This window comes from Pseudomonas sp. NPDC090201 (assembly GCF_044746825.1).
GTDB classification, from domain to species: Bacteria; Pseudomonadota; Gammaproteobacteria; order Pseudomonadales; family Pseudomonadaceae; genus Aquipseudomonas; species Aquipseudomonas putida_AD.
The window spans coordinates 76,286-98,940 of record NZ_JBIVCX010000014.1 but is presented as its reverse complement, the minus strand read 5'-3'; the positions used below and the strand labels follow the sequence as shown (position 1 = coordinate 98,940).

The following is a 22,655-nucleotide window of genomic DNA, read 5'->3' as shown; positions in this document are numbered from 1 at the left end:
AATGCCCCTAGGGGTTTCTCCGAGGGTGCAGAAAGAGTGCGGCTAAGAGCCACTATAGTCGATGATTTCCCGGGTCGGGATATTTCTCAGTAGAACATGATGTTAATGTGATATCAAATACGGCGTAAGGCGCTTATCTTCTGACTCAGGTTTGCGCAGCTGCTGCCGATAATGGCTATGCGGACTCACTTGAACCCTGCTCCAGGAGCAACAGATGGCTGGCATTCTCGACACGGTAGATCAACGTACACAGCTGGTGGGTGAGAACCGCCTGGAAATTCTCATGTTTCGCCTGGCAGGTCGACAACTGTTCGCGATCAACGTGTTCAAGGTTCAGGAAGTGCTGCAACTGCCCAAGCTGACCCTGATGCCGCAGCGCCACCCGTACGTCTGCGGCGTGGTTAACCTGCGCGGCCAGACGCTGCCGGTGATCGACCTGTCCCAGGCGATCGGCATGCGCCCGCTGGTTCCGGGTCCGTCGAGTACCATCATCGTCACCGAGTACAACCGCTCGGTCCAGGCGTTCCTGGTCGGCGGCGTGGACCGCATCGTCAACATGAACTGGGAGGCGATCCTGCCGCCGCCGGGCAGTGCCGGGCGCCAGCATTACCTCACGGCGATCAGCAAGGTCGACGACCAACTGGTCGAAATCATCGACGTCGAGAAAGTGCTCGCGGAGATCGTGCCCTACAGCGCCAAGGTGTCCCGCGACAAGCTCGATGATCCGGTGCTGGCGCGCGCTCGCGGCCGTGAAGTCCTGCTGGTCGATGACTCCAATGTGGCGTTGTCGCAGTTGCGCGATACGCTGGGTCAGTTGGGCGTGAAAATGCACGTGGCCAGTGACGGCCTCAAGGCGTTGAACATGCTCAAGGGCTGGGCGGACAGCGGCGAGGTGGTGACCGACAAGCTGCTGATGGTCTTCACCGATGCCGAGATGCCGGAAATGGACGGTTACCGCCTGACCACCGAGATTCGCAACGACCCGCGGCTGCGCGGGCTCTACGTGGTGCTGCATACGTCGTTGTCGGGGAGCTTCAACGAGTCGATGGTCAAGAAGGTCGGCTGCGACAACTTCCTGTCCAAGTTCCAGCCGGACAAGCTGGTGGATGTGGTGCGCGAGCGTCTGATGCTCGACAACTGAGTCACCAAGGTTTCAGGCCCCTCGCTGTATGGAGGGGCTTTTTTGTATCTGTACCGTTCGCGAAGGTGATGGCTCGTATAAAGTGGGGGCTTCCCGCTTCGTCACTTCAAGGACGCTTTCATGCTGCACCTTAGCGCGCTGTATCGGTATCCCCTCAAATCCTGCAAGGCGGAGCCTCTGCAACAGGCCAGTTTCGACGAGCTGGGGTTGAGCGGGGATCGACGCTGGATGCTCGTGGATGAAGCCACTGGCCGCTTCTTCACCCAGCGCGCCTTGCCGCACATGTCGCAGCTGTCGGTGTTGTGGAATGCTCGGGGCGGGGTGACCCTCTCGGCCCCGGGCACCTCGCCACTGGACGTCGCGCTGCCTGACGACGTCGAGGCCAACCTGCGCGGCGTCACCGTCTGGCGCGACACCCTGCGCGTGCCCGATGCCGGCGATGAAGCGGCGCAGTGGGTCAGCGAGTTCATCGGCAAGCCGACCCGCATGGTGCACATCCCCCACGCACGTGCGCGCTGGCTGCCCTCAGGCTATGGCACTGTGGATGACAAGGTCGGCTTTGCCGATGGTTTTCCGCTGCTGCTGATTGGTCAGGCTTCGCTGGACGACCTGTCGGCGAAAATCGGCCGGCCTCAGGAGATGCTGCGTTTCCGTCCGAACCTGGTGGTCGAGGGCAGCGAAGCTTTCGCCGAAGACGGCTGGAAACGCATTCGCATCGGTGACATGGAGTTTCGCCTGCTCAAGGGCTGCTCGCGCTGCATCCTCACCACCATCGACCCGGCCACCGGTGCGCGCAGCGAGGACCGTGAGCCGCTGAGCACGCTCAAGACCTATCGGGAGAAAGAGGGCGAGGTGTGGTTCGGGCAGAACATGGTCAATGACGGGCCCGGCACGCTCGAGGTGGGGATGCAGGTTGAGGTGTTGGAGTAGCTGACGTGCCTGGCTTGCCCCCAACATCTGTGGGAGCGGGCTAGCCCGCGAAGAGGGAGAGGCTTGCGCCGCGATGTTGTCTGACCCATCGCTTTCGCGGGCTAGCCCGCTCCCACAGAGTGACGTTACAAATCGTCGAAAAACCGCTCGTGCCAGTCAACCAGCGGCTGTGGCGCGTTGAGTTTCTGCCCGTAGATCACTGCATACGACAGCACGTTCTGCACGTACTGGCGGGTTTCGTCGAACGGGATGCTCTCGACCCAGACATCGAACGCCAGGTGGTTGGCGCCCTTGAGCCACTGCCGCACGCGGCCGGGGCCGGCGTTGTAGGCGGCCGAGGCGAGTACCCGGTTGCCGTTGAACTGCGCATGGACCTGGCTCAGGTACGCCGCACCCAACTGGATGTTCTTGTCCGGATCCAGCACCTGCGCCGGGGAGGCCAGCGGGATGCTGAACTTGCGCGCAGTCTCCTTGGCCGTGGCCGGCATCAGTTGCATCAGACCGCTTGCGCCGACACCTGAACGGGCGTCGTCCATGAAGGCGCTTTCCTGACGGGTGATGGCGAACACCCAGCTCGAATGCAGGCCGCGAACTTGCGCCTCGCGCACCAGGGTATCGCGGTGGGCCATCGGGAAGCGAATGTCCAGGTCGTCCCAGTACTGCGCCTGGCTGATGGTGCGAATGGCCGGGAAGTACCAGCGCATGTCGTAGGCCAGCTTGGCCTGGGCGACCATCTCGTCACGGGTGAAACGGCGTGTCACGTGATACCACTCGCGACGGCCATTGACCACTTCGCCACGCTCGTAGAACTCCAGCGCACGGCGCACGCCCGGCGTGTTGCGCACCTTGTTGATGGTGGCCTGGCTGAGCATCAACGGCTTGTTGTTGAGCATGTACGGCGTCTGGGTACGGTCGGCAGCGAGGAAACCGTAGAAATCACGCTCCCGGGACACGGCCTTGTACAGCGCCGGCAACTGCGGGTTGTTGGGCTGCGACAGCTCCAGGGAGCGAGCCTGCCAATAGCGCCAGCGGTTGGTGGTGGCCAGGTCCTGGGGCAGGCGCCGGGTCAGTTCGTAGGCATCGCCCCAACGGCCCAGGCGCAGCAACAGGCGCAGGCGCCATTCGGTGACGGTGTTGTCGCGCAGGTCCGGGTCATATTTGGTCATCAGGCCCAGGGCGCGGTCGTCGTAGCTGCGGGCCAGGGTCAGGCCGATTTCCTTGGCGATCTGCACCTGCTCTTCATGGGAGAAGCGCAGCACCGGCGAGTAGCTGTCGAGCAGCTCCATCGCCCGCTGCGGGTCCTGCTTGGCCAGGCGGCGCAGGCCCAGGCCGACCACATCGGACATGGCCTCGTCAGCCGGCATGAACTGCGCTTGGTTGTTGACCATCTCGGGCTTCTGCGCGACGGCAATCAGCAGGCGACCCTGAGGGGCGAGGGTGGTCATGCTGTTGACCAGTTGGTTGGCCAGCGCGTAGTTGCGTGCCTGGGCGGCCAGCTTGGCGCGTTGCCAGCGTTTCTGCTCGGTCAACTGGCCCTCTACCGCCCACTGGGTGAAGAAGGTGTCGCAGGCGGTTGGCAGGGTCTTGCCGGTCATCCAGATGCGCTCGGCGTTGGCGTAGCCTTCCGAGCGCAGGTTGTGACTGAGTTGGTAGCTGCCGTTGAGGCAGTCCAGTTCGACGAAATTGAGTTTCGGGTCGTAGTACTTGACGAAGGGCTGCCAGTCGCCCCGGGACGCGAGCAGGCGCAGCCAGCGCAACTTCATGAAGTTGGCCTGGGGCAGGTCACCATGTTCGGCCAGGAACCGTTCGACTTCCTCGTTGCTGGCGCTGTTCAGGCGCGCGGTGAGTTCGTCGTAGGCCAGGTAAGGCTCCAGCGGGTAATCGGCCAGCGCCGCGCCGTACATGCGGTACGGACCGGCATCGCCCTTGGCCAGGGCACGTTTGGCTTGATCGTAGTACTGGCGTTGGGTCGCAAGATCCACCGCGTGGACAGACTGGGCTGCGGTGGCCGACAGAAGCAGGCAGGACAAAAGGCTGAACAAACGACTGCGCATGAGACTTCCGTGCAGATGAACCGTGAAAAGTGCCGCTAGCTTAGCCTTTTGCCAGCGTGGGTTGAAGGGCAAAGGTGTTGAAGGGTGGGGTGTGGAAACAATTGCTTGCAGTTGGGGGGTGTGGGTTCAGTTTAGATTCTTACTCTGGTGCCCTTCGGGCCTGGTCGCGGGCAAGCGCGCTCCTACATTTTTTGCAACGTACGTCATTCTGAAGGACCGAGTGCGTAGTCTTGGTGATACACCAGAAAATTTCGCGCCGGGCGCCAAGGCTACCAACACGGTTCATCAGGCCATGGCGCGTTGCAACAAATGTAGGAGCGCGCTTGCCCGCGATAGGCCCGAAGGGCATCAACGTAACAATCTCAAACCTGGCACTCAAATCAACACCACAAACCAACACCACAAACCAACGACAACAACCCCTTACCAAACCCCCACAAACAACCCATCCAACCATTTGAACCCAACCCCGCCCATCTCAGGTAGAATGCGCGCCCGGTTTTTGGAGAAGCTCATGACCCTGCTCAAATTAAGCGATGTGTCCCTTGCGTTCGGCGCCATGCCGTTGTTGGACAAGGTGTCCTGGCAGATCGCCCGTGGTGAGCGGGTCTGCATCATCGGTCGTAACGGTACTGGCAAGTCCAGCATGATGAAGCTCGTCAAGGGCGTGCAATTGCCCGATGACGGCAGTGTCTGGCGGGCGCCTGGGCTGAAGATCGGCGAACTGCCCCAGGAGTTGCCGGTGGCCGATGGCCGTACCGTGTTCGACGTCGTGGCCGAAGGCCTGGACGGCGTTGGCGCCCTGTTGGCCGAATATCACCACCTGAGCCAGAACATCGTCACCGCTGAAGACCTCGACAAGCTGATGCACGTGCAGTCGGACCTCGAGGCCCGCGACGGCTGGCGCCTGCAGCAACTGGTCGACAGCACCCTCAGCCGCCTGCAGTTGCCGGCCGACAAGACCCTGGCCGAGCTGTCCGGTGGCTGGCGCCGTCGCGTGCTGCTGGCCCAGGCGCTGGTGGCCGAGCCCGACCTGCTGCTGCTCGACGAGCCGACCAACCACCTGGACATCGGCGCGATCGCCTGGCTCGAAGAGGCCCTGAAGGAATTCCAGGGGGCGGTGCTGTTCATCACCCACGACCGTTCCTTCCTGCAGAACCTGGCCACCCGCATCCTGGAACTGGACCGTGGCGGCCTGATCGACTGGAACGGCGACTACGCCAGCTTCCTGGTCCACAAGGAGGCGATGCTTGCCGCCGAAGAGACCGCCAACGCGCTGTTCGACAAGCGTCTGGCCCAGGAAGAAGTGTGGATTCGCCAGGGCATCAAGGCCCGTCGTACCCGCAACGAAGGCCGTGTGCGTGCCCTCAAGGCCCTGCGCGTGGAGCGTGGCGAGCGTCGCGAGCGCACCGGCAAGGCCAACATTCAGCTGGATACCGCCGAGAAGTCCGGCAAGCAAGTGATGGTGCTGGAGAACGTCAGCTTCGCGCACCCGGGTGGCCCGACCCTTATCAAGGACTTTTCCATGGTCCTGCAGCGCGAAGACCGCATCGGTCTGCTGGGTGCCAACGGCACCGGCAAGACCACGCTGCTCAAGCTGATGCTCGACAACCTCACGCCGACCGCCGGCAAGGTCGAGGTCGGTACCAATCTGGAAGTGGCCTATTTCGACCAGTTGCGTCATCAGCTGGATCTGGAAAAGACCGTGATCGACAACATTTCCGAAGGCCGCGACTTCATCGAGATCGACGGCCAGAGCCGTCACGTGTTGAGTTACCTGGGGGACTTCCTGTTCAGCCCGCAGCGTGCCCGCACGCCGGTCAAGGCGCTGTCCGGTGGCGAACGCGCACGGTTGCTGCTGGCCAAGCTGTTCAGCAAGCCTGCCAACCTGCTGGTACTCGACGAACCGACCAACGATCTGGACGTCGAAACCCTGGAGCTGCTCGAAGAGGTCCTTTCCAACTTCAAGGGCACCGTGCTGATGGTCAGCCACGACCGGGCATTCCTCGACAACGTGGTCACCAGCACCCTGGTGTTCGAAGGCGAGGGCAAGGTGCGCGAGTTCGTCGGTGGCTATCAGGACTGGATCCGTCAGGGCGGCTCGCCGCGCCTGCTGGGCGTGACTGAAGGCAAGTCCGGCAAGGCCGAGCTCAACTCCGCGGTGGTCGCCCCTGTAGCGCCCGCACCGGCGCCAGTGGCCGAAGCGCCGGCAGCGAAGAAGAAACTCAGCTACAAGCTTCAGCGCGAGCTGGAAGCACTGCCGGGTGAAATCGACGCCAAGGAGCAGCAGATCGCTGCCGTTGAGGCCGAAATCGCCGACGCCGGTTTCTACCAGCGCCCTGCGGCTGAAACCGCCAAGGTGCTGGCATCCCTCGAAACGCTGAACAAAGCGCTGGATGCACTGGTTGAGCGCTGGGCGGAGCTGGACGAGTAACGCTCGCGCGCAGCAATAAAAAAGCCCGATCCCCCTAAAGGGCTCGGGCTTTTTGTTGCGATAGCTCAGCAATGTAGCAGTCCGGCCGGGCGGCGCTCCGCTTGCCGGCGTCGGCGTCCTGAGGATCGCTGTCGCCGGCAAGCCGGACTGCTACGAGGGCAAACAGGTTACTCCACGCGCTTGACCAGGCGCACCGCCAGCACATCGCACGGCGCGCCGTGCAGGACGTCATTGGCGGTGGAGCCCAGCAGCAGCGACAGGCCATGACGGCCATGGCTGCCAACCACGATCAGGTCGACATGGTGCTGCTTGGCCAGTTGATGGATTTCCTGGCGTGGCTGGCCGTAGGTGAGGTGGCTGTCGCCGGTGTGCACGTCAGGGTATTTGAGTTTCAGGGCTTCGAGCTTTTCCTTGGCCTGGTCGAACTGCTGCTGTTGCAGTTGCGAAAGATCCATGGGGACGTCGCCACCGAAGGCCATCGCCATGGGTTCGACGATGTGCACCAGAGACAGCTTGGCGCCGCTGGCAACCGCCAGCTTGATGGCTTTCTTGATGACCGGATCGCACTCTTCAGTGAGGTCCACGGCTACCAGAATATGTTCATAGGACATGGGATGTTCCTTCTGAGGTTTGCGATGGTTTTAATTATGGCTCTTTTCACGCGCCTCATGGCACGCCGTTGTTTTTTCACGTCGCTCCCCGCGACAGGGGCATAGACATATGACGGTGTGGATAGTGCTGTCAATCGTTGCTGTCGTTTTAAGCCCTCTGGTCTGGCTGCGACCCTCCCGTTCCCAGAGCGGCCGGATGGCCATGCGCATGGAAGCGCGGCGCATGGGCCTGGCCATGCAACTGATCCCCCAGGAGTGGCCGCACTGGCTGCCTGTGGAGCCGCCAAGCCCGTGTGCGCAGTACCATCGGCCCCGCAGGAGTCGTGAGCCCGACAGCTGGGTCTATTGGCAAATGACGCCGGGGGAGTGGGTCAATCAATGGCGCGAGCCCTGTGCGGATATGCAATTGCTGGCCCATCTGCGCACGCTGCCCGGCGACGTCTACAAGGTCGAGGCAGGCAAGCAGTTGATCGCCCTATACTGGGCCGAGAAAGGTGAAACAGAAGTGTTGCAGCGCATTGCCGCAGTGTTGAAAGCGCTGGCCTGACAGGTTGCGCGACACAAATTGCAGGCATTAAAAAGCCCGATAACAACATCGGGCTGGGGTTTGGCCAGGCAGGCCGATAATTCCGGGTGCCCCGATCGCGGTGCAGAAGCGGTGCAAGGCCGCTGCTGCTGATCAGATTTGCTTCACACTCTCTCGCAAAAATGACCCGTCTTGAGGCGCAGTGCGCTGAATGTAGACGTTATTGGTGCATTTGTCTGCTGCGGCCCTCCAGATTTTTTCCAGAATTGCGCGCCGGTCGTCGCTTCCGGCGTTTAGTCACGTCTGCAAACATTGAACGCAATCATTTTTCTGAATGCTTGTTTATCAAATGTGTCTTTTGCCTGTGATTTGCCGCTTATGCCCGCTGTCTGGCGAATTGACAATTGCTGGAATATGGCAGAAGGTAGGCGCACCCAAATCAAACGGCCGTATGAATTGAGCGTTTGCCGTAGGAACGCTCTTACAGACGCCCGAATCGTGTCGACGGGGTACCTGGCTTTTGGTGGTCGCACCGACGGAAACGTCGTGTTTTTTGCCGGATTTCAGCGTCTGACGCGTATTGTTCAGCTTCCATATCGTGGAGATCAGTTGATGATTTACGAAGGTAAAGCCATCACGGTTAAGGCTCTTGAAAGTGGCATCGTCGAATTGAATTTCGACCTCAAGGGTGAGTCCGTCAACAAATTCAACCGCCTCACCCTCAACGACCTGCGCCAGGCCATCGAGGCCATCAAGGCCGACGGTTCGATCAAAGGCGTCATCGTCACCAGTGGCAAGGACGTGTTCATCGTCGGCGCCGACATCACCGAATTCGTAGACAACTTCAAACTGCCCGAGGCCGAACTGGTCGCTGGCAACCTTGAAGCGAACAAGATCTTCAGCGACTTCGAAGACTTGGGCGTCCCGACCCTGGCCGCCATCAACGGCATCGCGCTGGGCGGCGGGCTGGAAATGTGTCTGGCCGCGGATTTTCGTGTCATGTCCGCCACCGCCAAGATCGGCCTGCCCGAAGTCAAGCTGGGCATCTACCCGGGCTTTGGCGGCACCGTACGCCTGCCACGCCTGATCGGCGTCGATAACGCCGTCGAGTGGATTGCCTCGGGCAAGGACAACCGCGCCGAAGACGCCCTGAAAGTGGGCGCCGTGGATGCCGTGGTTGCTCCCGAGAAGCTGCGTGACGCAGCGCTGGACCTGATCAAGCGCGCCATCTCCGGCGAGTTCGATTTCAAGGCCAAGCGTCAGCCGAAGCTGGACAAACTCAAGCTCAACGCCATCGAGCAGATGATGGCCTTCGAAACCGCGAAGGGTTTCGTGGCAGGCCAGGCCGGCCCGAATTACCCGGCACCGGTCGAAGCGATCAAGACCATCCAGAAAGCCGCCAACTTCGGGCGTGACAAGGCGCTGGAAGTCGAAGCTGCCGGTTTCGTGAAGATGGCCAAGACCTCGGCTGCCGAGAGTCTGATCGGCCTGTTCCTGAACGACCAGGAACTGAAAAAGAAAGCCAAGATCTACGACGAAGTCGCCAAGGACGTGAAGCAGGCTGCCGTACTGGGCGCCGGCATCATGGGTGGCGGTATCGCCTATCAGTCGGCGGTCAAGGGCACGCCGATCCTGATGAAGGACATCCGCGAAGAAGCCATCGAGCTGGGCCTGGGCGAAGCGTCCAAGCTGCTGGGCAAGCGCGTCGAGAAAGGTCGCCTGACCCCGGCGAAGATGGCCGAAGCGCTCAACGCGATTCGTCCTACGCTGTCCTACGGCGATTTCGCCCATGTCGATCTGGTGGTCGAAGCCGTGGTCGAGAATCCGAAGGTCAAGCAGGCCGTACTGGCCGAAGTGGAAGGGCAGGTGCGTGAAGACGCGATCCTGGCTTCCAATACCTCGACCATCTCCATCAGCCTGCTGGCCAAGGCGCTCAAGCGTCCGGAAAACTTCGTCGGCATGCACTTCTTCAACCCGGTGCACATGATGCCGCTGGTGGAAGTGATCCGTGGCGAGAAGTCCAGCGAAGTCGCGGTGGCGACCACCGTGGCCTACGCCAAGAAAATGGGCAAGAACCCGATTGTGGTCAACGATTGCCCGGGCTTCCTGGTCAACCGCATCCTGTTCCCGTACTTCGGCGGTTTCGCCAAGCTGGTCAGCGCCGGTGTCGACTTCGTGCGCATCGACAAGGTCATGGAAAAGTTCGGCTGGCCCATGGGCCCGGCCTACCTGATGGACGTGGTCGGCATCGACACCGGTCACCACGGTCGCGACGTCATGGCTGAAGGCTTCCCTGATCGCATGAAGGACGACCGTCGTTCCGCGGTCGACGCGCTGTACGAGGCCAATCGTCTGGGCCAGAAGAACGGCAAGGGCTTCTACGCCTACGAGACCGACAAGAACGGCAAGCCGAAGAAGGTTGTCGACGCCTCGGTGCTCGAAGTGCTCAAGCCGGTCGTCTACGAACAACGTGAAGTCAGCGACGAGGACATCATCAACTGGATGATGATCCCACTGTGCCTGGAAACCGTGCGCTGCCTGGAAGACGGCATCGTCGAAACCGCAGCCGAGGCCGACATGGGCCTGATCTACGGCATCGGTTTCCCTCCGTTCCGTGGCGGTGCACTGCGTTACATCGACTCGATCGGTGTCGCCCAATTCGTTGCCCTGGCGGACCAATACGCTGATCTGGGCGCTTTGTACCACCCCACTGCGAAGCTGCGTGAAATGGCCAAGAACGGCCAGCGCTTCTTCGGCTAAGTGCCCAACGAACAGGTGAGAATATGAGCTTGAATCCCAGAGACGTCGTGATTGTCGACTTCGGTCGCACCCCGATGGGCCGCTCCAAGGGTGGCATGCACCGTAACACCCGCGCCGAAGACATGTCGGCGCACCTGATCAGCAAACTGCTGGAACGCAACACCAAGGTCGATCCTTCGGAAGTCGAGGATGTGATCTGGGGCTGCGTCAACCAGACCCTGGAGCAGGGCTGGAACATCGCGCGCATGGCATCGCTGATGACCCAGATCCCGCACACCTCCGCTGCGCAGACCGTCAGCCGCCTGTGCGGTTCGTCCATGAGCGCGTTGCACACCGCCGCCCAGGCGATCATGAGCAACAACGGTGATGTGTTCGTCATCGGCGGCGTCGAGCACATGGGCCACGTCGGCATGATGCACGGTGTCGACCCGAACCCGCACATGTCGCTGTACGCGGCCAAGGCCTCGGGCATGATGGGCCTGACCGCCGAAATGCTCGGCAAGATGCACGGCATCACCCGTGAAGCCCAGGATGCGTTTGGCGTGCGTTCGCACCGTCTGGCCCACCAGGCGACCGTGGAAGGAAACTTCAAGGACGAAATCATCCCGATGCAAGGGTATGACGAGAACGGCTTCCTGAAGATGTACGACTTCGACGAAACCATTCGTCCCGAGACCACCCTCGAAAGCCTGGCGGCGTTGAAGCCTGCATTCAACCCCAAAGGTGGTACTGTGACGGCCGGTACTTCGTCGCAGATCACCGACGGTGCTTCGTGCATGATCGTGATGTCGGGCCAGCGCGCCATGGATCTGGGCATCACGCCGATGGCGGTTATTCGCTCCATGGCAGTGGCCGGTGTCGACCCTGCAATCATGGGTTACGGGCCTGTTCCGGCGACCCAGAAAGCGCTCAAACGCGCGGGTCTGAGCATTGCCGACATCGACTACTTCGAGCTCAACGAAGCCTTTGCGGCACAGGCCCTGCCAGTGCTGAAAGATTTGAAAGTGCTCGACAAGATGGACCAGAAGGTTAACCTGCACGGCGGCGCCATCGCCTTGGGTCACCCTTTCGGTTGCTCGGGAGCGCGGATTTCCGGCACCTTGCTCAACGTCATGAAGCAGAAGGGCGGCACCCTGGGTGTGGCCACCATGTGTATCGGCCTGGGTCAGGGTATCTCGACCGTCTTTGAGCGCATCTAAGCGGTGTGAGGTTGAAAGCCGGGGCCAGGTGCCCCGGCTTTTGTATTTTTTACGAAACGTTTTTTGAAAGTTTTTTTCGGGTCATTCCCTGAGGTTCGCAGCATGCAGCTACAACCAGGTCTCTACCGTCACTACAAAGGCCCCGAGTACCGTGTTTTCGGTGTCGCGAAGCATTCGGAGACCGAAGAGGAAGTCGTGTTCTACCAAGCGCTGTATGGCGAATACGGCCTCTGGGTACGTCCCTTGAGCATGTTTCTGGAGTCGGTCGAGGTTGACGGGGAGCAAGTGCCGCGCTTTGCTTTGGTCACGGCCGAACCTGACCTTTTTCAGAGGTCATGAGGCAGGGCCTTGCAGTAGCCTGTGCTTGACCTCACCTTGTAGCCACTATATATAGCGGGGCCTCTGAGGCTCCAACGTCTTTTTTTCTCGCATTAGGAATTTTCCGATCCATGGGCAAATCGCTGGTCATTGTGGAATCCCCGGCTAAGGCCAAGACCATCAACAAGTATCTGGGCAGCCAGTACGTGGTGAAGTCGAGTATCGGCCATATCCGAGACCTGCCCACCAGCGGTTCGGCGAGTGCCGCCAAAGAGCCTGCTGCCAAGCGCGGCAAGACGGCGTCCGAAGCGCCTGCGCTGTCGCCCAAGGAAAAGGCCAAGCGCCAGCTCGTGGCCCGCATGGGCGTCGATCCCGATCATGGCTGGAAAGCCAAGTACGAGATCCTGCCTGGCAAGGAAAAGGTGATCGAGGAGCTGCGCCGCCTGGCCAAGGATGCCGACACCATCTATCTGGCGACGGACTTGGACCGCGAGGGGGAAGCCATTGCCTGGCACCTGCGCGAAGCCATTGGTGGTGACGACGATCGCTACAAGCGCGTGGTGTTCAACGAGATCACCAAGAAAGCCATCCAGGAAGCGTTCTCCCAGCCGGGCGAACTGGACATCGACCGCGTCAATGCCCAGCAGGCGCGCCGGTTCCTGGACCGCGTCGTGGGTTACATGGTCTCGCCGCTGCTGTGGCAGAAGATCGCCCGTGGCCTGTCGGCCGGCCGGGTGCAGTCGGTTGCGGTGAAACTGGTGGTTGAGCGCGAGCGCGAGATCCGTGCCTTCAATCCTGAAGAATACTGGGAAGTGCACGCTGACCTGGGGACCGCCAAGGGCGCCAAGGTGCGCTTCGAAGTGGCCCGCGAGAAAGGCGAGGCCTTCAAGCCGCTGAACGAAGCCCAGGCCATGGCGGCCCTGGAGAAGCTCAAGGTTTCGGCCTACAGCATCGCCAAGCGCGAAGACAAGCCGACCAGCAGCAAGCCGTCGGCGCCGTTCATCACCTCCACCCTGCAGCAGGCGGCCAGTAACCGTCTGGGCTACGGCGTGAAGAAAACCATGATGATGGCCCAGCGTCTGTACGAAGCGGGTTACATCACCTATATGCGTACCGACTCGACCAACCTGTCGGCGGACGCAGTGGCGATGGCCCGCACCTACATCGAAAGCGAGTTCGGCAAGAAGTACCTGCCCGACTCGCCGAACGTCTACAGCAGCAAGGAAGGCGCACAAGAGGCTCACGAAGCGATTCGTCCTTCCGACGTCAACACCCACCCGAGCAAGCTGTCGGGCATGGAGCGTGACGCCGAGCGCCTGTACGAGCTGATCTGGCGCCAGTTTGTGGCCTGCCAGATGCCGCCTGCGCAATACCTGTCTACCACTGTCAGCGTCACCGCCGGCGACTTCGAGCTGCGCGCCAAGGGCCGCATCCTCAAGTTCGACGGTTACACCCGTGTGCTGCCACAGATGAGCAAGCCGGGCGACGACGACGTGCTGCCGGACATGGCTCAGGGCGACAGCATGAAGCTGATCAAGCTCGACCCGACCCAGCACTTCACCAAGCCGCCGGCGCGCTACTCCGAAGCGAGCCTGGTCAAGGAGATGGAAAAACGCGGGATCGGTCGTCCTTCGACCTACGCTGCGATCATCTCGACCATCCAGGACCGTGGCTACGTGGCGCTGCACAACCGTCGTTTCTACTCGGAAAAGATGGGCGACATCGTTACCGAGCGCCTGTCCGAGAGCTTCTCGAACCTGATGGACTACGGCTTCACCGCCGGCATGGAAGAGAACCTCGACGACGTGGCTCAGGGCGAGCGTGACTGGAAAAACGTGCTCGACGAGTTCTACGGCGACTTCAAGAAGAAACTCGAAGTGGCCGAAGCGACCGGCAGCGGCATGCGTGCCAACGAGCCGGTGATGACCGACATCCCGTGCAAGGTCTGCGGCCGTCCGATGCAGATTCGTACCGCGTCCACGGGCGTATTCCTCGGTTGCTCGGGCTACAGCCTGCCGCCCAAGGAACGCTGCAAGGCCACCGTCAACCTGACGCCGGGCGACGAAATCGCCGAGGACGACGAGGGTGAATCGGAATCGCGCGTGTTGCGTGGCAAGCATCGCTGCCCGATCTGCAGCACCGCGATGGACGCCTACCTGCTCGACGAGAAGCGCAAACTGCACATCTGCGGCAACAACCCAGACTGCGCAGGCTACGAGATCGAAGAGGGCACCTATCGCATCAAGGGCTACGAAGGCCCGAGCGTGGAGTGCGACAAGTGTGGCGGCGAGATGCAGCTCAAGACTGGCCGTTTCGGCAAGTTCTTCGGCTGCACCAACTGCAAGAACACCCGCAAGCTGCTGAAGAACGGCGAAGCTGCACCGCCGAAAATGGACCCGGTGAAGATGCCGGAACTCAAGTGCGAGAAGGTCGACGACACTTACATCCTGCGTGACGGTGCCTCGGGTCTGTTCCTGGCGGCCAGCCAGTTCCCGAAAAACCGCGAGACCCGTGCGCCGCTGGTGCTGGAAATCGTGCCGCACAAGTCCGAGATCGATCCGAAGTACCACTTCCTGTGCGAAGCACCACAGAAAGACCCCGACGGCCGTCCGGCAGTGATCCGTTACAGCCGCAAGTCCAAGGAGCAATATGTGCAGACCGAAGTGGACGGCAAGCCGACCGGCTGGCGCGCGTTCTACGACGGCGGCACCTGGAAGGTCGAAGACAAGCGTTGATCGCGTGCGCCTGAGCCTGTCGGCTGGCGTACCCGTCTTGCGTTGAATCAGTCCCCCGGTGCGCTTGCGTAGCGGGGGATTTTTTTTCGCAAGGCGACCTGTCCCTATTCATCGAGGTGGAGGCCACGTTCATGGCTCGCGAACTCTATACACGTACCAACCAGAAGATCTTTTTCGCAGGGCTTGCCCTGGAAGCCATGGCCAAGGCCAAGGCCAGTGGCGCCATGAACGCCCAGGGCCTGGAGCAGGCTGAGCGTGAATCGGCGGTGTTTCACCTGTACGGCGCGCTGCTGGGCCTGTGTCACGAGATCGCCGGCTTCTATCGCTTGCCCCAGGCCAACTCGCCACGTGCCGAGGCGCTGTTGACCCCGCAGGTGCTGGAGTCGATACAGATTCCGGAGATGGCTGAGCTGGTGGAGTTGGCGCAGCAGCGCGAAACCTGGCTGGCGCAGCTGTTGGCGTCCTACAACGCGCTGTTCCAGCCGCCACGTGCCCCGAGCAAGCCAAAAGGTGACGTGACCCAGCCGTTGATCATCGCAGTGGGCGCAGAGGAGGAGCCGGAGCCCGAGTTGAGCCGTGAAGAAATGGAAAGCTGGCGGCAACAGCTCAAGGGGCTGGCCATTCGTTTCCGCGAAGGTCTGAGCGAGTGCTGAGCCAAACGTCTGATTGATCGATGGACTAGGGCATGCGTCATCAGGCTGTTACAATGGTCGTCTTTCGTGGAGAACTGTCCTGATGCCAACCTCTTTTCTGGAAATTGTCGAATTGCCTGACGGCCGCATCGAGTTGCGCCGTGCCGAGGATGAAGGGTCGTTGGTGACCTTGAATTTCTCCGAGGATGCCAAGGCATTTCTGCAAGGCCAACACGTCGAAGTCGCCAAGGCAATGCTGAGCGTCGGCGTGCAGATGGCTGGCCGCCTGGCTGAAGGCGAGCTGACCAAGGAAGAAGAGGGGCCTCGCGTCCTGCATTGATCCGGCCCGGGTCAAATGCGTGCTTCAAGGCTTCTCGTTCGCAGAAGCCTGGCTACACACCTTTTCCGATACTGACTGAACCCGCCGCTGTCACTCAGCCCAGGCGGATGTTCAGGCTTTGCGCATTTCCGATGCTCGCCGCGCTGATCAGTTGCTGACGGGCGGTGCCCGAAATCGGGTTGATCCAGCTGACGACGGTATGACTGCGGCCCAGGCGCAAGGCTTCGCGGGTCAGTTCCAGCGCGCTCTGATTGCCACGGGACTGCATCAGGATAATGCGCTCCCGGTTCAGCCCGGCGTCCCGCAGCCAGGCCTGGGTGACGCTCGAAGGCGGAGCGATGAGCGTCAGCCAGCGGTCGTTGGAGTCCTGGCTCAGATCCCGGAGGATAGGCGCCAGAAGGTTCAGGCAGTTCCCGGCAGCGCCGCGCAATGACAATTCACTGAAGACTTCCGCATCGTTGCTCCAGGGCTTCTGGACTACGTCGTCCAGGACCGGCACCTTGAGCAGCGGCGCGTCGAGCAGGTGCCCGACCGGGGCCATGAAGGCTTCGAACAGGGGCAGTTGTGCATGTTGTTGCGGTGTCTGGAACTGCATGGACGTTCTCCTTAGCGGCGAATCACGCCGACGCTCAGCCCTTCGATGACCAGGTCCTGATCTTTCAGGTTGACCTCGATGGGGGCGAAATCAGGGTTCTCGGCGATCAGCCAGACCTTGCTGCCTTCACGCTTGAAGCGCTTGACGGTGACTTCGTCGCCGATGCGCGCGACGACGATCTGGCCGTTGCGGGCTTCGCGGGTGGTGTGGACCGCCAGCAGGTCGCCGTCGAGGATGCCGACATCCTTCATGCTCATGCCGTGGACCCGGAGCAGGTAGTCTGCGCTGGGGTGGAAGAACGCCGGGTTGATGGCCAGGGATTCCTCGACGTGTTGCTGGGCCAGGATCGGTGCACCGGCAGCGACGCGGCCGATGATCGGCAGGCCGCCGGTGTCGTCGTTCTTGGCCTCGAAGCCCGGAATGCGGATGCCGCGGGAAGCGCCAGGGGTCATCTCGATGGCGCCCTTGCGTGCCAGGGCCTTGAGGTGCTCTTCGGCAGCGTTGGGGGATTTGAACCCCAGTTTCTGAGCGATTTCCGCACGGGTGGGCGGGTAGCCGTTGTCTTCGAGACAGCGTTTGATGAAATCCAGAATCTCGGCTTGGCGTGCTGTCAGTTTAATCATGTACGTCGCTCTGTCTTTTTATACAGTGACTGGGATTATATACAGTGATCGCGTCTTGGCAATCATCCTTTTATCCGGCGCATCCGATGATCGCGCAAAGATCCCTCGCGGACTTTGTCAGGCAGTGGCTGTAAGTGCCGATTTGTATGATTAAATGGCGTGACCGGACGGGCAGAAAACGAACGGGCAGGGTTGACAGGAAATCGCTTGAAACGTATGTTTCAAACAAGTGTTTGTCAGGCGAAGAACCATGGCTCAGTCGGAAACAGTTGAACGAATTCTCGATGCTGCAGAACAGCTGTTCGCCGAGAAGGGTTTTGCCGAAACGTCGTTGCGGCTCATTACCAGCAAGGCGTCGGTGAACCTGGCAGCGGTGAACTACCACTTCGGTTCGAAGAAGGCCCTGATCCAGGCCGTGTTCTCGCGTTTCCTGGGGCCGTTCTGCCTGAGTCTGGACAAGGAACTCGAGCGCCGCCAGGCCAAGCCCGAGCACAAGCCGACCCTTGAAGAGCTGCTGGAAATTCTCGTCGAGCAGGCCCTGGTGGTGCAACCTCGAAGCGGCAATGATTTGTCGATTTTCATGCGTCTGCTGGGGCTGGCGTTCAGCCAGAGCCAGGGCCACCTGCGCCGCTATCTGGAAGACATGTACGGCAAGGTTTTCCGCCGCTATATGCTGCTGGTCAACGAGGCCGCGCCGCGTATTCCGCCTATCGAGCTGTTCTGGCGCGTGCACTTCATGCTCGGCGCCGCAGCGTTCAGCATGTCCGGCATCAAGGCGTTGCGCGCCATCGCCGAGACCGATTTCGGCGTCAATACCTCCATCGAGCAGGTCATGCGCCTGATGGTGCCGTTCCTGGCCGCTGGCATGCGCGCCGAAACCGGGGTGACGGACTCTGCCATGATCAGCGCCCAGCTCAAGCCACGCAGCAAAAGCGCGACGCCGCCGACCCCCGCTAAAGTCTGATCGCTCTCGCAGTACGGTGCGGTGAATTTGCATCGCACCCCTCGATCCCTCACCATGCCGGTCTGAGCATTGGTTGTTGAAGGATCTTGGTATGAATTCTGGCCTGCAAGGCTCCCTGATGGTGGACGTCGCCGGTACCTGGCTGACCGCCGAAGACCGTCAGTTTCTGCGTCAGCCCGAAGTGGGCGGCCTGATTATCTTTGCCCGTAACATCGAAAGCCCTCGCCAGGTACGTGAGCTGTGCGCGTCTATCCGCGCCATTCGTCCTGACTTGCTGCTGGCGGTCGATCAGGAGGGCGGGCGGGTGCAGCGCCTGCGCCAGGGCTTCGTGCGTCTGCCAGCCATGCGCGCGATTGCCGACAACCCGAATGCCGAATTCCTCGCCGAGCAGTGCGGCTGGCTGATGGCAGCCGAAGTGCTGGCCGTCGGGCTGGACTTGAGCTTTGCGCCGGTGCTGGACCTGGATTACCAGCGCAGCGCGGTGGTGGGCAGCCGTTCGTTCGAAGGCGATCCCGAGCGTGCGGCGTTGCTGGCGGGTGCTTTCATTCGCGGCATGAACGACGCTGGCATGGCCGCCACCGGCAAGCATTTCCCGGGGCACGGCTGGGCCGAAGCGGATTCCCATGTGGCGATCCCCAACGATGAACGCAGTCTGGAAACCATCCGGGCCAACGATCTGGTGCCTTTTGCCCGCTTGAGCAAGCAACTGGCGGCGGTCATGCCGGCTCACGTCATCTATCCGCAGGTGGATTCGCAACCGGCAGGTTTCTCTCGGCGCTGGCTGCAGGACATTCTGCGCGGCGAGCTTGGCTTTGACGGGGTGATTTTCAGTGATGACCTGTCCATGGCCGGTGCCCATGTGGTGGGCGATGCCGCCAGCCGTATCGAGGCGGCCCTGACGGCCGGTTGCGACATGGGCCTGGTGTGCAACGATCGCGCTGCCGCAGAACTGGCCCTCAGTGCTGCGCAGCGGATGAAAATCACCGCCCCTGCGCGAATTGCCCGGATGCGTGGGCAGGGGCTAGCGACCATCGAATACCGTCAGCACCCGCGCTGGCAGGCCGCGATGGGTGCGCTGCGTGACGCCCAGTTGATCGACTGAGCCTCACCCGGGTCAGTTGGGGCGCAGTTGCAGGCGCCCCTGCTGATCGACCACTACCTTGTAGGCATCGTAAGTGTTCAGTGAAGGATGCTGCGTCTGTAGGCTGTGGGTATGCGCCGCCGTGACCACCATCACTTTCGCCCCGGCTGCTTCTGCCGCTGCGATACCCGCCGCCGCATCTTCGAATACCAGGCAATCCTCTGCCTTCACGCCCAGGCGCTGGGCACCCAGCAGAAAGCAGTCCGGCGCGGGTTTACCTCTCTCGACGTCTTCGGCGCTGACCAGCACCTGCGGCAGCGGCAGGCCGGCCGCGAGGATCCTGCGTTCGGCCAGTTGGCGCGGAGCGGAAGTGACCACAGCCCAGTGGTTGTCCGGGATCGCAGCGAGGAACTGCGCGGCGCCCTCAACGGCCACCACGCCCACGACATCTTCGATTTCCGCCTCGGTCAGCCGCTGCGCTTCCAGTTCCGGATCAACTCCCGGCAGGTTCAAACGGCGCAGGGTGTCGATGCAGCGCACCCCGTGAATGGTCGCGAGCAACTCCTGGACATTGACGCCCTTGCTCAGCGCCCATTGCGTCCAGACCCGCTCGGCGGCCACGGTGGAGTTGGTCAGAGTGCCATCCATGTCGAACAGGAAGGCGGCGAATGAGTGCTGCTCTGGCATGCATGCTGTCCTTTTATGAAGCGCTGTCGTTCAGTCGATTCGCGAGCCTAGCATGCACTGCACAGAGAGTCTGTCAGTAGCGGCGCCAGTGCCCCGGCATCCACAGCCATTGATTGCCAGCCCAGCGGTAGTGTCCCGGCACCCATTGTGCGCCGGGGGCGGGCATCACGGGCACGACCTCTACAGGCGGCGGTGGGCGGCGCGGGTGAACCGGCTCGACGACACAGCCGGACAATGTGAGGGTGAAGGCGGTGGCCAGCAGGGCGGCCTTGGTGAATCGCAACATGGGAAATCCTTGTGTCGACCTGGCCCGCACCTGATTGGTGGGGCGTACAGGGATTTAACGTTGCGTGGCGCAGAATCCGTCGCCGGTTTTTACTCTTTCATCGCGTTGCGTGGCAGCGCCTGACGCCGGTTGACCATCGCCTCGGCCAGTTTCTGGCGTTCATCGGCCGGCAAGGTGGCGGCGAAGTCGGCCAGAGTGGCGTCAACGCGGGTGCGCAGGCTGATGTCGGCGGTGCGGGCGCGGTCCAGGTCGGCGTCCAGCGCATCGCGATCCAGCGCTGCAGATTGCAGGCGCTGCACGACATCGGCGTGGGCCTGACGGCTGGCGACGATCAGCGCCTGGTTTTGCGCGCGGGTTTCACGCAGCAGGCGGCGCAACTGATGGCGACGGGCTTCGGGCAGTTGTGCCAGCGCCTGATGCAACCCGTGTTGCACCACGCTGCGGGGAGGGTGCGGGCGGTTGGACCATTGATACCAGCCGCCCGCAAGGCCGCCGATCAGGAACACGTTGGTCAGCACCGAGGCGATCAGCAGGGTTTTGAAGCGAGCGGGGGCCTGGCTCATTGATCGTTCTCCTCGGCATCCAGGCCCTGGAAGAGCTCGACATCGCCATGGTCGAAGATGCTGGGCAATACCTCGGGGGTGCTGGTGAGCGGCAGGCTGAGGGAAACCACCAGCATCCCCGCGGCTGCACCGGCAAGGCCCACGCCGACGATGCCAAGGCTCGACAGCCATTCCCAATGCCGACGCCAGAACGATGAAGAGGCCGGGGTGAAGGCCGCCGCCAGCACTGCGCGAACCAGCAACGGATCAGGGGTGGCCGCGCGATGAGTGTCCAGTTGCCGGTCGAGCCAGGCCGCCTGCCGCAGCGTTTCATGCACGCTTGTTTCCCCCGAAGCCAGCAGGCGACGGGCATCTTCCTGTTCGGCTGCCGGCCAGTGTCGCAGGTCCGCCCCGTAGGCGTCGGCCAGATGGGCAAAGCGTTCAGGCGTCATGGTTTTCCTCTCCCTGGGCTGGCCTTGCGCTGCTGCGGGGCAAGGTCTGACTCGGCTAAATAAGTGCGCAAGTTGCGCCGGCCTCGTGACAAAAGACTTTCCAGCGCCTCGACGCTGATCTGCATCAGCGCTGCGGCTTCGGTGTTGGGCAATTCCTGGTAATACTGCAAAACGATGGCCTCACGCTGGCGGTCCGGCAAGGCGGCCAGTGCTGCGGCCATTTGTGCGTGCTGCGCCTGGGTTTGCAACTGCTCCTCGGGTAGCGGCGCGCTGTCCGGGACTTCGGCGAGGAAGTCGTCTTCGAGCAGCGGCATGCCCTTGCGGCTGCGCAGGCGGTCGTAGCACAGGTTCAACACGACGCGGTGCAGCCAGGTGTCGAAGCGCGCCTGGCCGGTGCGCCAGCCCGCCGCATGTTTCCACAACCTGAGAAAGCTTTCCTGGGCGACATCCCGGGCTTCTTCGGCATCGCCCAACAGGCGGCTGGCCAAGGCGAGAAGGCGAGGGAGCTTGCGTGACACCATCTCCTTGACGGCCTCCGGTTCGTTGTTGCCGACGCGGGCCAACAACTCAAGGTCCGGATCAGTTTCGTTCAATATGGCGTGTCTCGGTCCGGTTACTGGGGCAGCCACGCCATGTTCAAGGCTGGCGGGGAGGGCGTTGAAATATCTTGTTACTACTGACCGCATCCCCGCCAATGGTTCACCGCACCCAGCGACCTTCTATCCAGTACCAGTTCGGACCGCGCGCCACCCAGTGGCCCGGCTGCCAGCGCGCATTGGGTCGCACGCGCTGCCAGTGCCCGGGCGCCCAGACATAGCCCCGGCCCTCCCAGCGCCAGTGACCGCGGTCCCAGGCATATCCGGGCCGCCCGCCCGGAACCGGCTCCATGCGCATGGGGGGTGGCGCCTGGCGAATGATGATTTCCTGCGCGTAGGAGGGGGTGCTCGCCAGTGCCGCGAGTGCGACCGGGATGAGCAGGGCGTAACCTAATCTGGCCAGAGATCGTGGGACTCTCATGACAACTCCTTCATGCCTGCACGCGAAAGTGAGTGCAGCTGAAGGGTTCAACGCAGGCGCTGGAAAAATCCGTCGCAGGCAGTGCGAAAAAAATGGGAGGATCGAAAGGAAGGGAGGGGTGCTAGCGCCATATGACGTTGATAGTCAACGGGAAAGGGTTCAGAAAGTTGTCCACGGAAATAGTGAATATCTCTGTGGATAACTGTCTGTAAGCCCTTGGGTGCAAGGGCTTGGTCAATATGGTCGATTAATGAACAGCTCTTTCTATGGCCTCGATACAGCCGGTCAATTGTCAGAAAACTGTTCCGCCAGGCTGATCGGCGTCATGGGTTTTTCCGAGCACAGCTCAGGATTCGGCCCACTCTACATCCGTGAGGCCCAGTTGCTCGGCCTTGGGTTTGCTGACCTTAGGCACCTTGTCAGAACGATATTTGGGGATCTGGCCAAAGCCTGCGTCCACTGACGCCCAATGCCATGCAGAAGCGCTGTCCATGGCTTCGGCGCTGATATAGAAGCTTTTGTATTTTCCATGCAGCAGATAATCGATTCTGAAATGCTTGTACTGTCCCACTCTCGTAAACCTCCCTATCAGTCGCTCACACTTCACTGAGTCGCCAGGGCCAGGAAAATTCAGTCGAATTGATCCGTTGGGGTGCAAACGGTGGGTATTGGTACAGACGAAGGGGGCCAGTGTTGCAGATGCAGGCAAATGGATGGTCGGCCACGCT

At 61.6% G+C, this 22,655-nt stretch carries 23 protein-coding genes; 12 read left to right on the top strand and 11 right to left on the bottom strand.

Features of this window, described 5'->3' with window-relative positions; translation table 11 throughout:
• Nucleotides 1-214 precede the first annotated feature (214 nt).
• On the top strand, nucleotides 215-1,141 hold the full coding sequence (locus ACIPOO_RS24555; RefSeq protein ID WP_274133353.1) for a chemotaxis protein CheV: 927 nt from the start codon (nucleotides 215-217) through the stop codon (nucleotides 1,139-1,141).
• 120 nt (nucleotides 1,142-1,261) lie between these two features.
• On the top strand, nucleotides 1,262-2,071 hold the full coding sequence (locus tag ACIPOO_RS24550; protein ID WP_400610416.1) for an MOSC domain-containing protein: 810 nt from the start codon (nucleotides 1,262-1,264) through the stop codon (nucleotides 2,069-2,071).
• 125 nt (nucleotides 2,072-2,196) lie between these two features.
• Here ACIPOO_RS24550 and ACIPOO_RS24545 read toward each other — a convergent pair whose 3' ends face one another.
• Nucleotides 2,197-4,125 (bottom strand): transglycosylase SLT domain-containing protein, encoded by a 1,929-nt coding sequence (locus ACIPOO_RS24545; protein ID WP_400610414.1) that lies wholly within the window; start codon nucleotides 4,123-4,125, stop codon nucleotides 2,197-2,199.
• A gap of 514 nt (nucleotides 4,126-4,639) precedes the next feature.
• Between ACIPOO_RS24545 and ACIPOO_RS24540 the strand changes: the two genes are divergently transcribed.
• Nucleotides 4,640-6,559, top strand: a complete 1,920-nt coding sequence (locus ACIPOO_RS24540) for an ATP-binding cassette domain-containing protein (protein WP_400610412.1) — start codon at nucleotides 4,640-4,642, stop codon at nucleotides 6,557-6,559.
• Nucleotides 6,560-6,726: 167 nt separating this feature from the next.
• On the opposite strand, the gene ACIPOO_RS24535 is transcribed toward ACIPOO_RS24540, so the two are convergent.
• Nucleotides 6,727-7,170, bottom strand: coding sequence for a universal stress protein (locus ACIPOO_RS24535; protein WP_274133349.1), 444 nt, complete (start codon nucleotides 7,168-7,170; stop codon nucleotides 6,727-6,729).
• A gap of 109 nt (nucleotides 7,171-7,279) precedes the next feature.
• Between ACIPOO_RS24535 and ACIPOO_RS24530 the strand changes: the two genes are divergently transcribed.
• The 7 genes from ACIPOO_RS24530 (at nucleotide 7,280) to ACIPOO_RS24500 (ending at nucleotide 15,680) form a co-directional block, all read left to right on the top strand.
• A complete protein-coding gene (locus tag ACIPOO_RS24530) occupies nucleotides 7,280-7,717 on the top strand; it encodes a hypothetical protein (RefSeq protein ID WP_400610409.1) in 438 nt (145 codons plus the stop codon).
• Nucleotides 7,718-8,308: 591 nt separating this feature from the next.
• Nucleotides 8,309-10,456 (top strand): fatty acid oxidation complex subunit alpha FadB, encoded by a 2,148-nt coding sequence (gene fadB / locus ACIPOO_RS24525; protein WP_400610407.1) that lies wholly within the window; start codon nucleotides 8,309-8,311, stop codon nucleotides 10,454-10,456.
• 23 nt (nucleotides 10,457-10,479) lie between these two features.
• On the top strand, nucleotides 10,480-11,655 hold the full coding sequence (gene fadA / locus ACIPOO_RS24520) for an acetyl-CoA C-acyltransferase FadA (protein WP_274133346.1): 1,176 nt from the start codon (nucleotides 10,480-10,482) through the stop codon (nucleotides 11,653-11,655).
• A 102-nt stretch (nucleotides 11,656-11,757) separates the two neighbouring features.
• Complete coding sequence (locus tag ACIPOO_RS24515; protein ID WP_400610405.1) at nucleotides 11,758-11,994, top strand: DUF1653 domain-containing protein; 237 nt, start codon at nucleotides 11,758-11,760, stop codon at nucleotides 11,992-11,994.
• A 110-nt stretch (nucleotides 11,995-12,104) separates the two neighbouring features.
• Entirely contained in the window at nucleotides 12,105-14,708 is a 2,604-nt protein-coding gene (gene topA / locus ACIPOO_RS24510; RefSeq protein WP_400610403.1) for a type I DNA topoisomerase, read from the top strand.
• Between the two features lie 131 nt (nucleotides 14,709-14,839).
• Entirely contained in the window at nucleotides 14,840-15,361 is a 522-nt protein-coding gene (locus tag ACIPOO_RS24505) for a DUF6586 family protein (RefSeq protein ID WP_400610401.1), read from the top strand.
• A gap of 82 nt (nucleotides 15,362-15,443) precedes the next feature.
• Nucleotides 15,444-15,680, top strand: coding sequence for a hypothetical protein (locus ACIPOO_RS24500; protein WP_093467610.1), 237 nt, complete (start codon nucleotides 15,444-15,446; stop codon nucleotides 15,678-15,680).
• A gap of 94 nt (nucleotides 15,681-15,774) precedes the next feature.
• Here the strand turns inward: ACIPOO_RS24500 and sulA are convergent, their stop codons facing one another.
• Together sulA and lexA are read right to left on the bottom strand one after the other, a co-directional pair.
• A complete protein-coding gene (sulA, locus tag ACIPOO_RS24495) occupies nucleotides 15,775-16,275 on the bottom strand; it encodes an SOS-induced cell division inhibitor SulA (protein WP_400610399.1) in 501 nt (166 codons plus the stop codon).
• A gap of 11 nt (nucleotides 16,276-16,286) precedes the next feature.
• Nucleotides 16,287-16,898, bottom strand: a complete 612-nt coding sequence (gene lexA, locus ACIPOO_RS24490; protein WP_274133339.1) for a transcriptional repressor LexA — start codon at nucleotides 16,896-16,898, stop codon at nucleotides 16,287-16,289.
• 250 nt (nucleotides 16,899-17,148) lie between these two features.
• Between lexA and ACIPOO_RS24485 the strand changes: the two genes are divergently transcribed.
• Both ACIPOO_RS24485 and nagZ read left to right on the top strand, forming a co-directional pair.
• Nucleotides 17,149-17,862, top strand: coding sequence for a TetR/AcrR family transcriptional regulator (locus ACIPOO_RS24485; protein WP_274133338.1), 714 nt, complete (start codon nucleotides 17,149-17,151; stop codon nucleotides 17,860-17,862).
• A 103-nt stretch (nucleotides 17,863-17,965) separates the two neighbouring features.
• Nucleotides 17,966-18,964: a beta-N-acetylhexosaminidase gene (nagZ, locus tag ACIPOO_RS24480; RefSeq protein WP_400610457.1), complete on the top strand. Its 999-nt coding sequence runs from the start codon at nucleotides 17,966-17,968 to the stop codon at nucleotides 18,962-18,964.
• Nucleotides 18,965-18,976: 12 nt separating this feature from the next.
• On the opposite strand, the gene ACIPOO_RS24475 is transcribed toward nagZ, so the two are convergent.
• The 7 genes from ACIPOO_RS24475 to ACIPOO_RS24445 form a co-directional block, all read right to left on the bottom strand.
• Nucleotides 18,977-19,630: an HAD-IA family hydrolase gene (locus ACIPOO_RS24475; protein WP_400610396.1), complete on the bottom strand. Its 654-nt coding sequence runs from the start codon at nucleotides 19,628-19,630 to the stop codon at nucleotides 18,977-18,979.
• Between the two features lie 73 nt (nucleotides 19,631-19,703).
• Complete coding sequence (locus tag ACIPOO_RS24470) at nucleotides 19,704-19,916, bottom strand: hypothetical protein (protein WP_274133336.1); 213 nt, start codon at nucleotides 19,914-19,916, stop codon at nucleotides 19,704-19,706.
• An 89-nt stretch (nucleotides 19,917-20,005) separates the two neighbouring features.
• Nucleotides 20,006-20,479, bottom strand: coding sequence for a periplasmic heavy metal sensor (locus ACIPOO_RS24465; RefSeq protein WP_274133335.1), 474 nt, complete (start codon nucleotides 20,477-20,479; stop codon nucleotides 20,006-20,008).
• On the bottom strand, nucleotides 20,476-20,910 hold the full coding sequence (locus tag ACIPOO_RS24460; protein ID WP_274133333.1) for a hypothetical protein: 435 nt from the start codon (nucleotides 20,908-20,910) through the stop codon (nucleotides 20,476-20,478). The genes ACIPOO_RS24465 and ACIPOO_RS24460 overlap by 4 nt, the downstream gene beginning before the upstream one ends.
• Entirely contained in the window at nucleotides 20,907-21,503 is a 597-nt protein-coding gene (locus ACIPOO_RS24455; protein ID WP_400610393.1) for an RNA polymerase sigma factor, read from the bottom strand. The genes ACIPOO_RS24460 and ACIPOO_RS24455 overlap by 4 nt, the downstream gene beginning before the upstream one ends.
• Nucleotides 21,504-21,609: 106 nt before the next feature.
• The gene (locus tag ACIPOO_RS24450) at nucleotides 21,610-21,927 is read right to left on the bottom strand and encodes a YXWGXW repeat-containing protein (RefSeq protein ID WP_274133329.1); all 318 of its coding nucleotides are present in this window, start codon (nucleotides 21,925-21,927) and stop codon (nucleotides 21,610-21,612) included.
• Between the two features lie 346 nt (nucleotides 21,928-22,273).
• Nucleotides 22,274-22,498 carry a DUF6555 family protein gene (locus tag ACIPOO_RS24445; RefSeq protein ID WP_274133327.1) on the bottom strand — a complete coding sequence of 75 codons (225 nt, stop codon included), beginning with the start codon at nucleotides 22,496-22,498 and terminating at the stop codon, nucleotides 22,274-22,276.
• Nucleotides 22,499-22,655: the final 157 nt, after the last annotated feature.